The organism is Enterovirga sp. CN4-39 (assembly GCF_049446235.1).
Taxonomy (GTDB): domain Bacteria; phylum Pseudomonadota; class Alphaproteobacteria; order Rhizobiales; family Beijerinckiaceae; genus Enterovirga.
Genome location: NZ_JBMSEF010000006.1, coordinates 202,610 through 215,690, shown reverse-complemented (window position 1 = coordinate 215,690; position 13,081 = coordinate 202,610). Strand labels below are relative to the sequence as shown.

The 13,081-nt window shown below is 65.9% G+C and carries 11 protein-coding genes and 1 pseudogene; 4 read left to right on the top strand and 8 right to left on the bottom strand.

Translation table 11 applies throughout. The features are described 5' to 3' along the window. The first annotated feature begins 96 nt into the window (after positions 1-96). From ACO2SS_RS12600 to ACO2SS_RS12585, 4 genes are read left to right on the top strand one after another with little or no spacing between them, the layout of a single operon-like run. Positions 97-1,608, top strand: coding sequence for a class I adenylate-forming enzyme family protein (locus ACO2SS_RS12600; protein ID WP_423278011.1), 1,512 nt, complete (start codon positions 97-99; stop codon positions 1,606-1,608). Continuing rightward, positions 1,605-2,384 carry an enoyl-CoA hydratase/isomerase family protein gene (locus tag ACO2SS_RS12595; protein ID WP_423278010.1) on the top strand — a complete coding sequence of 260 codons (780 nt, stop codon included), beginning with the start codon at positions 1,605-1,607 and terminating at the stop codon, positions 2,382-2,384. The genes ACO2SS_RS12600 and ACO2SS_RS12595 overlap by 4 nt, the downstream gene beginning before the upstream one ends. A gap of 2 nt (positions 2,385-2,386) precedes the next feature. Then, the gene (locus tag ACO2SS_RS12590) at positions 2,387-3,538 is read left to right on the top strand and encodes an acyl-CoA dehydrogenase family protein (RefSeq protein WP_423278009.1); all 1,152 of its coding nucleotides are present in this window, start codon (positions 2,387-2,389) and stop codon (positions 3,536-3,538) included. A gap of 27 nt (positions 3,539-3,565) precedes the next feature. Beyond that, positions 3,566-4,783, top strand: coding sequence for an ABC transporter substrate-binding protein (locus ACO2SS_RS12585; protein ID WP_423278008.1), 1,218 nt, complete (start codon positions 3,566-3,568; stop codon positions 4,781-4,783). A 20-nt stretch (positions 4,784-4,803) separates the two neighbouring features. On the opposite strand, the pseudogene ACO2SS_RS12580 reads toward ACO2SS_RS12585, so the two are convergent. From ACO2SS_RS12580 to ACO2SS_RS12545, 8 genes and pseudogenes are all read right to left on the bottom strand, one after another. Then, a pseudogene (locus ACO2SS_RS12580) lies at positions 4,804-4,956 on the bottom strand (TetR/AcrR family transcriptional regulator); the annotation flags it as partial. A gap of 64 nt (positions 4,957-5,020) precedes the next feature. Continuing rightward, positions 5,021-6,844 carry an AMP-dependent synthetase/ligase gene (locus tag ACO2SS_RS12575; RefSeq protein WP_423278007.1) on the bottom strand — a complete coding sequence of 608 codons (1,824 nt, stop codon included), beginning with the start codon at positions 6,842-6,844 and terminating at the stop codon, positions 5,021-5,023. Between the two features lie 11 nt (positions 6,845-6,855). After that, entirely contained in the window at positions 6,856-7,665 is an 810-nt protein-coding gene (locus tag ACO2SS_RS12570; RefSeq protein ID WP_423278006.1) for an ABC transporter ATP-binding protein, read from the bottom strand. Positions 7,666-7,691: 26 nt separating this feature from the next. Further along, complete coding sequence (locus ACO2SS_RS12565) at positions 7,692-8,873, bottom strand: ABC transporter substrate-binding protein (protein WP_423278005.1); 1,182 nt, start codon at positions 8,871-8,873, stop codon at positions 7,692-7,694. Between the two features lie 66 nt (positions 8,874-8,939). Next, a complete protein-coding gene (locus ACO2SS_RS12560; RefSeq protein WP_423278004.1) occupies positions 8,940-9,980 on the bottom strand; it encodes a branched-chain amino acid ABC transporter permease in 1,041 nt (346 codons plus the stop codon). Between the two features lie 4 nt (positions 9,981-9,984). Then, positions 9,985-10,863 (bottom strand): branched-chain amino acid ABC transporter permease, encoded by an 879-nt coding sequence (locus tag ACO2SS_RS12555; RefSeq protein ID WP_423278003.1) that lies wholly within the window; start codon positions 10,861-10,863, stop codon positions 9,985-9,987. Beyond that, entirely contained in the window at positions 10,863-11,687 is an 825-nt protein-coding gene (locus tag ACO2SS_RS12550; protein ID WP_423278002.1) for an ABC transporter ATP-binding protein, read from the bottom strand. Before ACO2SS_RS12550 ends, ACO2SS_RS12555 begins: the two co-directional genes overlap by 1 nt. Positions 11,688-12,339: 652 nt before the next feature. Then, complete coding sequence (locus ACO2SS_RS12545) at positions 12,340-12,936, bottom strand: helix-turn-helix domain-containing protein (RefSeq protein ID WP_423278001.1); 597 nt, start codon at positions 12,934-12,936, stop codon at positions 12,340-12,342. Positions 12,937-13,081 lie beyond the last annotated feature (145 nt).

Sequence of the window (13,081 nt, the reverse complement as noted above, 5' to 3'; positions counted from 1 at the left end):
GTTGAGGTCTGTCGATCCATAGACGGCTTGCCGACGGGCTTGAACCCGGATAACCAGAAAAAAACGGTCAGCTGTCCGATTAATTGGGAGGGTGGAATGCAAGCGGTTGGTGCGTTCGTCACGCATAACGCACGGCGTTTCCCGCAAAAGCTTGCCCTCGTGGACGGCGGGATCCGCTTGACCTACGCGGAGTTGGACGCCGAGACCGACGCGTTGGCGGCCGCCCTCGTGGCGCGTGGCGTGCAGCCGGGCGATCGGGTGGGCATCCTGGCCGGGGCATCCGCCGAGTGGGCGAAGGCCTTTCTCGCGATCGCGAAGGCGGGAGCGCTCGCGAGCGCCCTCAACTACCGCGAAACGCCCGACCGGCTCGGTGCGATGATGCGGGATGTCGGCGTGTCGCTGCTCTTTGCGGACGAGGCCGGCCGCGCATTGATGAGCTCGGAATCGGGACTGCCCGAGATCCTTTCGCTCGAGCGCGAGTCTCAGGACGAGCTGGCGCACCCCTTCCGGGGGCGGAAGGCGGATCGCAGCGTTTCGCCCGACCGGGGCGGCGTCATCCTGTTCACCGGCGGCACGACGGGCGTCTCCAAGGGTGTGCTCCTGTCGCACGCGAACCTCTTCTGGAACGCCGTCAACGAGATCATCGACACCCGGATGACGGAGTGGGACACGACCCTGCTCGCGACGGCCCTTCACCATTCGGCAGCGCTGAATACCTGGTTTCTGCCGCACCTCTACTTGGGCGCGACCTCGGTCATCCTTCGCGAATTCTCCGCCGGCGCTTGGATCGAGGCCATGCAGCGGGAGCGCGCCACCAACAGCTTCACGCCGCCCACGATGGCGCGCCAGATCGTGAAGCATCCGGGCGCGCATCGGGCCGACTGGTCGAGCTTCAAGCGGTGGTATTCCGGCGCCGGGATCCTGCCGCGCCACGAGCGGGAGGAGATGGAGGCACTGAGCCCCGGCCTCGGCATCTACTACGAGTACGGGCTCACGGAGGCCGGGCCGATCGTCACCTGCCTGCAGCCAGAGGATTACGACCGTGCGCCCGGCTCGATCGGCCGGGCAGTGCGCAATTGCGAATTGCGCATCCTGCGCGAGGACCGGACGGACGCGGCGCCCGGCGAACTCGGCGAACTCGCCGTGCGCGGCCCTGCCGTGATGAGCGGCTATTACAATCGCCCGGAGGAGACCCGAAAGGTCTTCCACGACGGCTGGCTGCTGACGGGAGATCTCGGCGTCATGGACGAGCGCGGCTTCGTGACCTTCCACGACCGCTCCAAGGACATGATCAAGACCGGCGGCCTGAACGTCTACTCGCAGGAAGTCGAGTACGTCATGGCGAAGCACCCGGCCGTCCGGGAGGTCGCCGTGATCGGCCTTCCCGACGACCATTGGGGCGAGATGGTCACGGCCGTGGTCACGCTCCACGATGGTAGGCAGGCGAGCGCGGAGGACCTGATCTCCTTCGCCCGGACGAGCCTTGGCGGGTACCAGACCCCGAAAGCCGTGCGCTTCATGTCCTATGACGAGCTGCCCAAGAACTATCTGGGCAAGATCCTGAAGCGTGAGCTGCGTACCCAGATCCATTCCGGAGAGAGCGCGTGAGCGTCGATCTGGAGCGCGGGCAGGACGGGATCGCCGTTGTCCGGATCAACCGGCCGGATCGTCTCAATGCGATCGATCCGGAGACGAATGACGCGCTCCGGGCCGCCTGGGCCGAGGTGGAGCGCGACGAGGGGATCCGCTGCGCGATTCTGACCGGGGCGGGAGAGCGGGCATTCTGCGTCGGCGCCGAGATCGGCACGATGCTGCCGGCCCTGCGTGATCAGGCGCTCGCGAACCGCGACGACGGAACGTTCTGCGGCATGACCCGGGTTCCGCCGACCCGAAAGCCGATCATCGCGGCCGTCAATGGCTTCGCCTTCGGCGGCGGGCTCGAGATAGCGCTCGCCTGCGATATCCGCATCGCGAGCGAGAATGCCCGTCTAGGCCTGCCGGAGGTGCAACTCGGGGTCCTGGCCGGGGGAGGGGGCGTGAGCAGGCTGCCGCGCTTCATCTCGCCGGCGCTCGCGAGCGAGATGCTGCTGACCGGAGACCCGATCGACGCCGAGACGGCCCTCCGCGTCGGGCTCGTCAGCCGGGTCGTGCCCGGGGCGGAACTCCTCGACACCGCGCGTCGCATCGCGGCGCGGATCGTGCGCAACGCGCCGCTCGCCGTGGAGCGGACGCTCAAGCTCGCCCGGATGTCGCGCTCGCTCCATCTCGGCGAAGCGTTGGACCTGGAGCGGGAGGGCTTCCGCTCGCTCGTCAACTCTGCGGATGCATACGAGGGCATCGCGGCCTTCGTCGGGAAGCGCGCGCCCGTTTTCCAGGGACGTTGACGATGGTGCTCGACGAGCTCGACGACGATCTTCGCTCCCTGCGCGAGCTGGCCTCCTCCTATGCGGAGCGGCGGATCGCGCCCATCGCGGCCGAGGTGGACCGGGCCGACCGCTTCCCGCGCGAGCTCTGGCCCGAGATGGGTGAGCTCGGGCTGTTCGGGATCACGGTCGAGGAGGAATTCGGCGGCGCCGGGCTCGGCTATCTCGCTCATGCGGTCGTATCCGAGGAGATTTCGCGGCGCTCGGGCTCAGTCGGCATCTCCTACATCGCCCACTCGAACCTCTGCGTGAACCAGATCCGGTTGAACGGGACGGCCGAGCAGAAGCGTCGTTTTCTGCCGGCCCTGATCGCGGGCGCCAAGGTCGGGGCACTCGCCATGAGCGAGAGCGGCGCAGGGTCGGACGTCGTCAGCCTGCGCCTCGGTGCAACGCGCCGCGGTGACCGCTACGTCCTGAACGGCACCAAGATGTGGACGACGAACGGCGCCTTCGCGGACGTCTATGTGGTCTACGCTAAGACGGATCCCGATGCCGGCAAGAAGGGCATCACGGCGTTCCTCGTCGAGCGTGGCACGCCCGGTTTCAGCCAGGCGCAGCCGCTCGACAAGCTCGGCATGCGCGGGTCCGGGACGTGCGAACTCGTCTTCGAGGATTGCGAAGTTCCGGCCGAAAACGTGCTCGGCGCGCTGAACGGCGGCGTGCGCGTGCTGATGAAGGGACTCGACTACGAGCGCATCGTCGCCGCGAGCGCGCCGATAGGCTTGATGCAAGCGGCGCTCGATATCGGCCTCGCCTATGCGCGGGAGCGCAAGCAGTTCGGCCGCGCCATAGGTGAGTTCCAGCTTGTTCAAGCAAAGCTTGCCGAGATGATGACGCTGCTAAACGCGAGCAGGGCCTACCTGCATTCGGTCGCGCGCGCAGCCGAACGGGGCCGGCCCGTCCGCAAGGAGGCGGCCAGCGCGATCCTTTTCGCGGCCGAAAGCGGAACGCGGGTCGCGCTCGATGCGATCCAGCTCCTCGGGGGCAACGGCTACATCAATGACTACCCGACGGGCCGGCTGCTGCGGGATGCCAAGCTGTACGAGATCGGCGCGGGCACCACGGAGATCCGCAAGATGCTTATCGGGCGCGAATTGGTGGCCGGCGGGATCTGACAACAAGCAGCACAAAGGGAGGGTTACGTGAGGAAGAGTGGGACAAGCGCCCTGCTGGCCATGCCGGTCATCCTGGGGCTGATGACGGGAGCCCTTGCGCAGTCCGCATCTCCGCCGCTGAAGATCGGCGTGCTCACCGACATGTCCGGCCCGTTCTCGGATATCGTTGGTGCCGGGTCCGTCGAGGCGGCCAGGCTCGCTCTCGAGGATGCCGGCGGCACCGTTGGCGGACGTCCGGTCGAGATCCTGGTGGGCGACCACCAGAACAAGCCGGATATCGGCTCGCAGATCGCACGGCGCTGGTACGACCTCGACGGCGTCGATGCCATCGCGGACGTGCCGGTCTCCTCCATCGCGCTGGCGGTGCAGAGCATCGCCCGGGAACGTAACAAGGTGGTCCTGTTCTCGGGCCCCGGTACGGACCGGCTCAGCAACGAGGATTGCGCACCCTACAGCGCGCAATGGAGCTACGATACGAATACGCTCGCGCGCGGAACGGCGAGCGCCGTGGTGGCAGGGGGCGGCAAGAACTGGTTCTTCCTCACGTCCGACTACGCCTTCGGCCATTCGCTCGAGGAGGCCGCTGCGCGGGTCGTGAAAAGCACCGGCGGGCAGGTTTCGGGCGCCGTCCGGCATCCGATGAATGCCAGCGACCTCTCGGCGTTCCTGGTCCAGGCGCAATCCAGCAAGGCGCAGGTGCTCGGGCTTGCGAATGTCGGCCCGGACCTGCGCAACGCGGTGAAGGGCGCCGGCGAGTTCGGCCTACTGGCCGGGGGCCAGAAGGTCGCCGCGCTTCTCATGTTCGACAGCGACGTCGTTTCGATGGGCCTGGAGACCGCGAAGGGCCTCAACCTGACAACGGCCTTCTACTGGGATCTGAACGACGACACGCGCGCATTCTCGAAGCGCTTCTTCGAGCGCCGGAACGCCATGCCGAACATGATCCACGCCGGCGTGTACTCGGCCGTCCGGCACTACCTGAAGGCCATCGAAGCGACGGGTTCGACCGCCCCCGACCAGGTCTTCGCCTGGATGCGCGCCAACCCGGTGAAGGACGCCTTCACGCAGAACGGCCGTCTTCGCGAAGACGGAGCCATGGTGCACGACATGTTCCTCATGGAGGTGAAGTCGCCAGCCGAGTCGAAGAGCAAATGGGACATTCTCAAGCTCGTCCGGAAGGTGGACGGGAACGAGGCGTATCCCACTCTCGCCGAGAGCCGCTGCAAGACCGCACCCAAGCCCTGAGGCTCTCTAGGAGAGCGGCCTTCTGGGTTGTACCAGCGCGCGATCCGACCCAGCGCACGTACGGCCCCGAAGGCCGGCATCCCGGGATCGCGCGCTCGGACCGAAGCGTCCGCGATCCCGACTTCCACAAGGGCGCGGAAGCGCTTGTCGGTGCACCGCTCGAGGGTGCGCAACTCCCTGGGGCGACTGTGGGGGTAGCGGATCCTCCCCGACCAAGCGCCGTCGATAGGCTGGCTCTCAGGCTGGCTCGCCCTGGCGTTCCGTGCTGTAGAGCGCCTCGATCTCGGTCGCGTATTTCTTGGCGATGTTCGCGCGGCGAACCTTCATGGTCGCGGTGACCTCGTCGTCGTCGTGGTCGAGCTCTTTCTGCAGCAGGTGAAACCGCTTCAATTGGGCGACCGGCGCGAGCTGGGCATTGGCCTGGTCTATCTCGGTCGCGACGAGTTCCCTGACCCGCGGATGCTCAGCGAGGCTCCGAAAGTGGGTGAACGCGATGCGGTTCTCCTCGGCCCATTTCCCGACGGTCTCGGCATCGATCTGAATGAGGGCGGAGGCGTATTTCCGGCCGTCCGCCACGACGATGCACTCCTTGATGAAGGCGCTGCCCTTGACCGTGTTTTCGATTTCGGAGGGGCTGAGGTTCTTGCCCCCGGCCGTGATCATGATGTCCTTCAGCCGGTCGACGATCTTGACCTGCCCCTCCTGCAGTACAGCAACATCGCCGGTATGCAGCCAGCCGTCGCGCAGGACGGCGCTCGTCGCCTCGGGGTTGTTGAAATAGCCCTCGAACACGATGTCGCCCCGCACGAGCAACTCGCCGTCGTCTGCCAGCCTTACTTCGGCTCCGGCGATCGGCTCGCCGACCGCGCCGGGCAGCATCGCGTCCACGCGCTGCGCTGTTGCCATGCCGGAGGATTCCGTCAGCCCGTATACCTCGATCAGGGGCACGCCGATGGTACGAAAGAAGCTGACGATCCGCGGCGGGATCGGGGCGGCCCCGGTGAGCGCGACTTTTGTCCTCCGCAGGCCGATGAAGTTCTGCAATGCGCGGAAGACGACAAGGTAGTAGAATGCGAAGATCGCCTTCTCGCGCAGGCTACGTTGCGCATGAGGCTTGCAGGCGAAACCGCTGCAGGCCGCAAGACCCGCTTCGAACAGCCGCCGGCGCCAGCCGCCGGCCTCCATCAGCTTGATGTGAATGGCGGCGTACAGCTTTTCCCAGATTCGCGGCACGCCGAGAAACAGAGTCGGGGCGACCTCGCGGAGATCCTCCTGCACCGTTCGGAGGGACTCGCCGAAGGAGACGCAGGATCCCGCGTAGATCGGAGCCATCGTCGTCAGCATCTGCTCGGCGACGTGGCAGAGCGGCAGGTAGGAGAGGTTCGTGCTGGCGGGGTCGATGCCGAGCCGGTCGATGCCGCCCGCGGCCTGCGCCCGCATGTTGCGGTAGCTCACCATCGCGCCCTTGGGCTTGCCCGTGGATCCGGAGGTGTAGACCATCAGGCCGATATCGGCCTGGCTCTGCCCGGCGAGGCAGGTCTCGATCAGGTCGTGGCACTCTCTCTCCTTCGTGGCCCCGAGGGACATCACCTCCGCGAAGGAGACCAGAAGCGGGCTCTGGTAGTGTCTGAGGCCCTTGGGGTCGATGACGACGATCCGCTTCAGCCGCGGCAGTTCGTCGATCCGCTCCAGCACCTTGTCGGTCTGTTCCTGATCCTCGCAGACGACGATCTGCGCCTCGCCGTGCCCGAGAACATAGGCCACCTCGTTCGCGGGGCTCGTCGGGTACACTCCGATGGCGACGCCACGGACCATGGAGGCGCCGAGCTGCGCTACGACCCATTCGACGCGGTTTTCCGACAAGATACCGACATGGCCCCGCTCGGAAAGGCCGATCGCCAGAAGCCCGAGGCCGAAATGGCGGGCGCGTTCGTCGTATTCGGCCCAGGTGACGGGCTGCCAAAGCCCGAAATCCTTCTGCCGCAAGGCCAGCCTGTCGGGCATGGTCCTGGCGTTCTGGCGGAGCATCTGCGGCAGGGTGAGGTCCGGGAGGGAGATCATGGCCCGCCCGCTCACGACAGCCAGCGCTTGCGGCGCTTGTAGTGCTTGACGTCGCGGTAGCTCCGCGCGCTCCCGGTCCCGCCTACGCCGAGATAGAACTCGCGCACGTCCTGGTCGCGCACCAAGCGCTCGACCGGCCCGTCGATCACGACCTTCCCCGTCTCCAGGATGTAGCCGTAATGCGAGACCGCGAAGGCTACGGCCGCATTCTGCTCGACCAGCAGCATCGACACCTTCTGCTCGGCATTGATGCGGGCGATGATCGCGAAGATCTCCTCCACGAGCATGGGTGCGAGCCCGAGCGACGGCTCGTCGAGCAGAATGAGGGAGGGTTTTGCGATCAGCGCGCGCCCGATCGCCAGCATCTGCTGCTCGCCGCCCGACAGATAGCCGGCGAGGCCCTTCCGCTGGTCCCGCAACCGAGGGAAGTAGTCGTAGACCATCTCGAAATCGGGCGTGCTGGCGGGCCTGCCCGACAGCGCGAAGGTCGCAGCCGTCAGGTTCTCCTCGACGGTCAAATCCTCGAAGATCCGGCGCCCCTCCATGACGTGGAAGAGGCCGCGCCGAACCAGACTATGCGGGGCGAGGCTCGCGACGTCCTCACCCTGGAAGCTGATCGCGCCGGCCGTGACGGCTCCGTCCTCGAGCGCGAGCAGGTTGGACACGGCCTTGAGCAGCGTCGACTTGCCCGCGCCGTTCGACCCGAGCAGGGCCACGATCTGACCCTGCGGCACCTGCAGCGAGAGCCCGCGCAGCACCTGCACCGTCCTGTTGTAGACGACCTCGACGTTGTTCACGTCGAGCACCGCTGCAGCCGCCATGCGAGCCCCCGCTGAGCTGGCCGGCGTCAGAGCTTTATCCAGTCCGAAGCCGGCAGCATCTGCTTGGCTTTGGCATCGAAGCGATAGATGCGCCCGACGGGCACCGAGTTGCCGGGGATCGAGATGGGCACGCCGAACAACCCGCCCGTGTCGAAATCCTTGATGCTGTTCAGCCCAGCCTTGATATTGGCGCCGGTCAGTTCCTTTCCGGCCTCAACCGTGCGCTTGATCGCTTCTGCCATGAGCATGGCTGTCACGAAGCCCTGCAGGTAGCCGGTGGATTGGTACTCCGGCCGTATCTGCCGGATCTTCTCCAGCAGCGGGGCGGACCCTTCCTTGTCGTAGTAGTACCGGTACGGCATGACGCCGAGGAATCCGTCGGCAGCCTCGCCCATGCGCTGCACGGTCGAGTTGTCCATGGTCCAGAACGTGCCCATGAAGTTCGAGCGCATGCCCATCTGCTTGGCATGCGTGATGAACTCCGGGATCGGGGCCAGCACATAGCCGTGAAAGATGGTGAAGTCCGGATTGGCGCGGCGCAGCTTCAGGACCTCGGTCGAGACGTCGACGCTGCCCGGAGGCGTGACGATCTTCTCGACGACGGAAAGCTTGAGATCCTTTGCGATGGCTTCTCCCTGCGCGATCGGATCACGCCCGAATTCCGTGTCGGAATAGACAAAGGCGACACGTGCGCCCGGTCTCTCCTTGACGATGTAACGCAGAAGAATGCCGAACATTTCAGTGTAATCAGGGCCCGCGATGAACTGGAGCGGGTACTTTTTTGGATCGTTCAGCTCGGTGGCGAACGAGGCGCCGCCCATCATCATGCTGCCGCGCCGGTCGAGTTCGGGGTTGATCGTCTTCGCGAAGCCCGTGGAGTCAGCGTAGTAGAGCGCCACCTTCTCCTGGCTCGTGATCTTGTTGAAGGCTGCGACCGAGGCGTCCACCTTATAGCCGGTATCCTCCGCCACGTACTTGATCGTCCGGCCCTTGATCCCGCCACTGTCGTTGAGGATCTTGAGATAGTCTTGGATGCCCGCATGGATGCCGACGCCCGCGAACGCGAAGACGCCTGTCAACGGGACGGAGGCGCCGAGGACGATCTGGTTGCCGTCCTGGGCGACGACCTGGCTTCCGGCCAGTCCCAGTCCGGCGAGCGCCGCGGACCCGGCCATCATCTCGCGTCGATTCAGTCTGGACGTGGTCATTTTTCTCCTCCCTCTCGCTACGGCCCCTCTCCGGCGGCCTTCGATTTTGCGGTTCGTCTGCGTGCCTCAGGTCCGGAATGGCCAGAGATGGAAGAAGCGCCTGATCCGCGCCCAGACCTCTACGAGTCCGCGCGGCTCGAAGATCAGAAAGCCGACGATGAGCGCGCCGAAGACGACGGTCCGGACCGGGGCCAGGACGGCGAGCGCATCAGGGTAGATCGGAGTGAGCCAATTGGCTCCGAACTTCAGCAGTTCCGGTACCAGCGTCATGAAGACGGCGCCGAGGATCCCGCCGAGGATCGTCCCCATGCCGCCGACGATGATGGCCGCGAGATAGAAGATCGAGTTGACCAGCGGAAAGCTCTCCGGGGTCACGACCCGGAAGAAATAGGCCCAAAGCCCTCCGGCGAGCCCGGCATAGAAAGACGAGATGGCGAAGCTCATCAGCTTGTAGCGGAGGAGCGGGATGCCCAGAACCTCGGCCGAGATGTCCCGATCGCGGATGGCGATGAAGGCTCGCCCGATCCGCGTCCGCAAGAGGTTCGCGGCGCCGAGCACCATCAGGCAGGTGACCGGCATGATGAGCCAGTAGAGGCTGAAGGGCTGGTCGATGGCGAGGCCGAACAGGCGGGCCGGCGGCATAGACAATCCGCGCGCCTCGCCCGTCAGCGTCCAGTGCGAGAACAGGAAGTGCAGGATCACCGAGGCGGCGATCGTGGCGATGGCGAGGTAGAGGCCTTTCACCCGGAGGCTCGGCACCCCGACAAGGACGCCGATCGCGGCCGCGAGGAACGCCCCGACCAGCAGGTTGATGAGAAAGGGCGTGCCCAGGTGGATCTCGAGCACCGCGACCGTGTAGGCGCCGACGCTCATGAACGCCGCCTGCCCGAGGCTGACCAGCCCGGTATAGCCGGTGAGCAGGTTCAGCCCGGTGGCGCTGGCCACGTTGATCGCGCACAGGCAGGCCAGGAACAGCCAATAGGGACTGGCCACAAACGGAAACAGGAAGGCCACCGTCCCGAGCGCGACGAGGAGCGTGCGCTGCAGCCGCGTGTCGAACAAGGCCTCGTCCGCCGCGTAGCTCGTCTTCAGCGTGCCGATGCGCATGGCGTCACAGTCTCTCGATCTCATGCGTGCCGAATAGCCCGTACGGACGGACCATCAGCAGCACGAGCAGGAGCGCGAAGGTGACGACGAGCTTGTACTCGCCGCCCAGAAAGGCGCCGGCGAGAGCTTCGAGCAGCCCGATCAGCAACCCGCCGACGAGCGCGCCCGCCACCGAATCGAGCCCGCCGATGATCACCACCACCAGGACGGAAAGCCCGAAGACGCCCATGGTCGGCGAGATGCCGCCGATAGCTCCGACAAGCACGCCGGCACCGGCCGCCGTGGCACAGGCGAGGACCCAGGCGACCGAGAACACCCGCGGCACGTCGATCCCGACCGAATAGGCCGCGCCCTGATCGCCGGCCGTCGCCTTCAGGGCGACGCCACTGCGCGAATACCGGAACAGCGCCAGGAAGGTCCCGATTACCACCGCCGCCGCGGCGAAACCGATGGCGACCTTGGGAGCCAGATAGGCCTCTCCGATGAAGACCGGCGTCGCCGGCATGAATTCCGGCAGACGGAGGGGGTCGGCGCCCCATCCGAGTTGCACGGCGCCGACCAGGATCGAGCCGAGCCCGATGGTGACCATGAAGACGGAAATCGGACTTTCGCCCAGCATCGGGCGGATCAGCGTGCGTTCGACCACCCAGCCGAAGAGAGCACCCGCGGCCACGGCGAGCGCGAGGGCGACGAGAGGCGGCAGGCCGAGCCCGGCCGCGAAGCCGAGAAATGCGTAGCCGCCGAGCATCAGGATTTCGCCGATCGCGAGATTGACCACCCGGGTCGCCTTGTAGATCAGCACGAAGGCAACGCCGGTCAGCGCATAGAGAGCTCCAGACCCGATACCGGCAAGGACGACCTCGGCGAGGAAGAGGGCATCCATCAGGCCGCCTCGGCCCTGATGCGGCGGGCGAGCTGGCCGACATCGCCCGAGCCGAGATAGGCCGCGATCACGGCGTCGTCGCGCTGCACGGCCCGCGGCTCCCCGGACGCGATGACCTGGCCGAAATTCAGCACGACGACGTGGTCGGAGATGTCCATCACCATCCCCATGTCGTGCTCGACCATGAGGATGGTGACGCCCCACTCCTCCTTCACGTCGAGGATGAACCGGGCCATGTCCTCGGTCTCCTCGCGGTTCATGCCTGCGACCGGCTCGTCGAGCATCAGGATCCGCGGACGCATGGCGAGGGCGCGCGCGAGTTCGACGCGCTTCTGCAGGCCGTAGGAGAGCGTACCGACGGATGCGTGGCGGATGTGCTGAATCTCGAGGAAATCGATGATGCGCTCCTCGACCTCGGCGCGCAGCTCCATCTCCTCGCGCTGTGCGCGTCCCCAATAGAGGAGCGCGTCCAGAAGGCTGGTCTTGAGATGCGCGTGGCGGCCGAGCTTGATGTTGTCGAGGACCGTCATGCCCCGGAAAAGGGCGATGTTCTGGAATGTCCTGGCGAGGCCGAGAGCTGCGCGCTGCGGGGCCGGGACTCCGTCGAGGCTTTCGCCGGCGAATCGGATCGTGCCCGATTGCGGGCGGTAGAAGCCTGAAATGGTGTTGAACAGCGAGGTCTTGCCCGCGCCGTTTGGACCGATCACGGCCGTGATCGAGCCTTCCGGCACCTCGAACGAGACCTCCGACAATGCGCGTAGTCCGCCGAAGCTCAGGCTGACGCCCTCGGCCTGCAGGATCGCACCGGCGGCGGCGACCCTCATGTCAGCAACCTTGAAATCGCGGCGCGCGCTTCGCCAGAACCGCCGGAGCGCCTTCCCTGAAATCTGCCTTGCGGGTCCTGACCAGGAAGGCGTCGCGCTCCCGATCGAGCTGTCGGATTGTCGCGAAGGCCGTCGCTGTTTCAGACGCGATGGCGTTGAGAGCCCGCCATCGATCGAGCGGTGGGACGGCGTCCGCGTGCTCGCACGCGAGCGATACCGGCTCCCCGGCGTAGCTCAAAGGCGTTCCCCATTGACCGCTGCCGCTACTCGTCTTTTGCGAGGTTACTTAGAAGTACGTTGCTGTGGAGCGTGGCACAACCGGCTTCGCACTCGACCTAAGACGGACAGCCTCCCCCTTCGGTTAGGCCGCGCTCCTCTGGGCGCGAATGGCCGAGCTGGACTGACGGAGCGTGACGAACGATCCCCTCAGGGATTTCACCCCCATCACCGATCTCGGGGCCGTCTCCTGCTCATGGTCGTCAACAAGGGCGTGACCCACCACCGCGAGACTATGCAGCGCCTACGGAAGGCCTGCGATCAGACCGGCTGCGGGGATCCTCTCGAAGCTAGGCGTTGAGCAGTGACGACATCCACAGGTTCAGGCCGTAGAAGCCTTCGCTCCGAACTCGCGTAACCGGCTAAGCGACCTTCGTCAGTAATGGGGCGGGGTAATCACCCAGACGACCTTGGTCGCGACGGTGCCAGGGTTGGCGCAGCGATGCTGGTCGTTGCTGTTGAACGAGAAGCTGTCGCCGGCTTCGAGACGAAACGACTTGTCGCCGATCCAAAGGTCGAGAACTCCCTCCAGCACGAAGCCGGCCTCGAAGCTGTCGTGGCTGTAGAAATCGCTGTCCGCCCCGGGGTCGATGATGCTCAGCAGGAGCTCCAGGGGGCCGTCCAGATTGGGCGACAGCAACTCCTCCTTGATGCCGGTGCCGGTGAAGCTCATCTTCCGCCGCCGTTCCGCCCGCACGATCAGATCGCGCTCCTCGGGAGGGCCGATCGTCTCCGGCTGGAAGAACCAGCTCATCTGGACGCCGAGCACGTTCGAGATCCGCTTGAGGACGCCGATCGGCAGCTTCGACCGGTTGCGCTCGATCTGGCTCAGATATCCGACCGAGATGCGCGCCTGCGCCGCGACCTGCTGGAGGGTCAGGCCCTTGATCCGCCGCAGGGCCCGGATCTGTGACCCGATGAACTCCTCATCGGCTCCCAGCCCTTCGCCATCATGCAGAATCAACTCGTCCACACGACCCTCGGCAGTCGGATGTAAAACTCATGGCCGTCCGGAATGATCCATCTCACGCGCTCCGCGAAGAAGGCAAGCGCGGACGGCGGATGCGCACACGCATGACGCGCAGGGTCGTTGTGCCCTCTCGCTCCCCAGAGACGGC

Coding starts and splice junctions, on each gene's coding strand:
- ACO2SS_RS12600 (WP_423278011.1), top strand. CDS start 97: ATGCAAGCGGTTGGTGCGTTCGTCACGCATAACGCACGGCGTTTCCCG.
- ACO2SS_RS12590 (WP_423278009.1), top strand. CDS start 2,387: ATGGTGCTCGACGAGCTCGACGACGATCTTCGCTCCCTGCGCGAGCTG.
- ACO2SS_RS12575 (WP_423278007.1), bottom strand. CDS start 6,844: ATGATCTCCCTCCCGGACCTCACCCTGCCGCAGATGCTCCGCCAGAAC.
- ACO2SS_RS12570 (WP_423278006.1), bottom strand. CDS start 7,665: ATGGCGGCTGCAGCGGTGCTCGACGTGAACAACGTCGAGGTCGTCTAC.
- ACO2SS_RS12565 (WP_423278005.1), bottom strand. CDS start 8,873: ATGACCACGTCCAGACTGAATCGACGCGAGATGATGGCCGGGTCCGCG.
- ACO2SS_RS12560 (WP_423278004.1), bottom strand. CDS start 9,980: ATGCGCATCGGCACGCTGAAGACGAGCTACGCGGCGGACGAGGCCTTG.
- ACO2SS_RS12555 (WP_423278003.1), bottom strand. CDS start 10,863: ATGGATGCCCTCTTCCTCGCCGAGGTCGTCCTTGCCGGTATCGGGTCT.
- ACO2SS_RS12550 (WP_423278002.1), bottom strand. CDS start 11,687: ATGAGGGTCGCCGCCGCCGGTGCGATCCTGCAGGCCGAGGGCGTCAGC.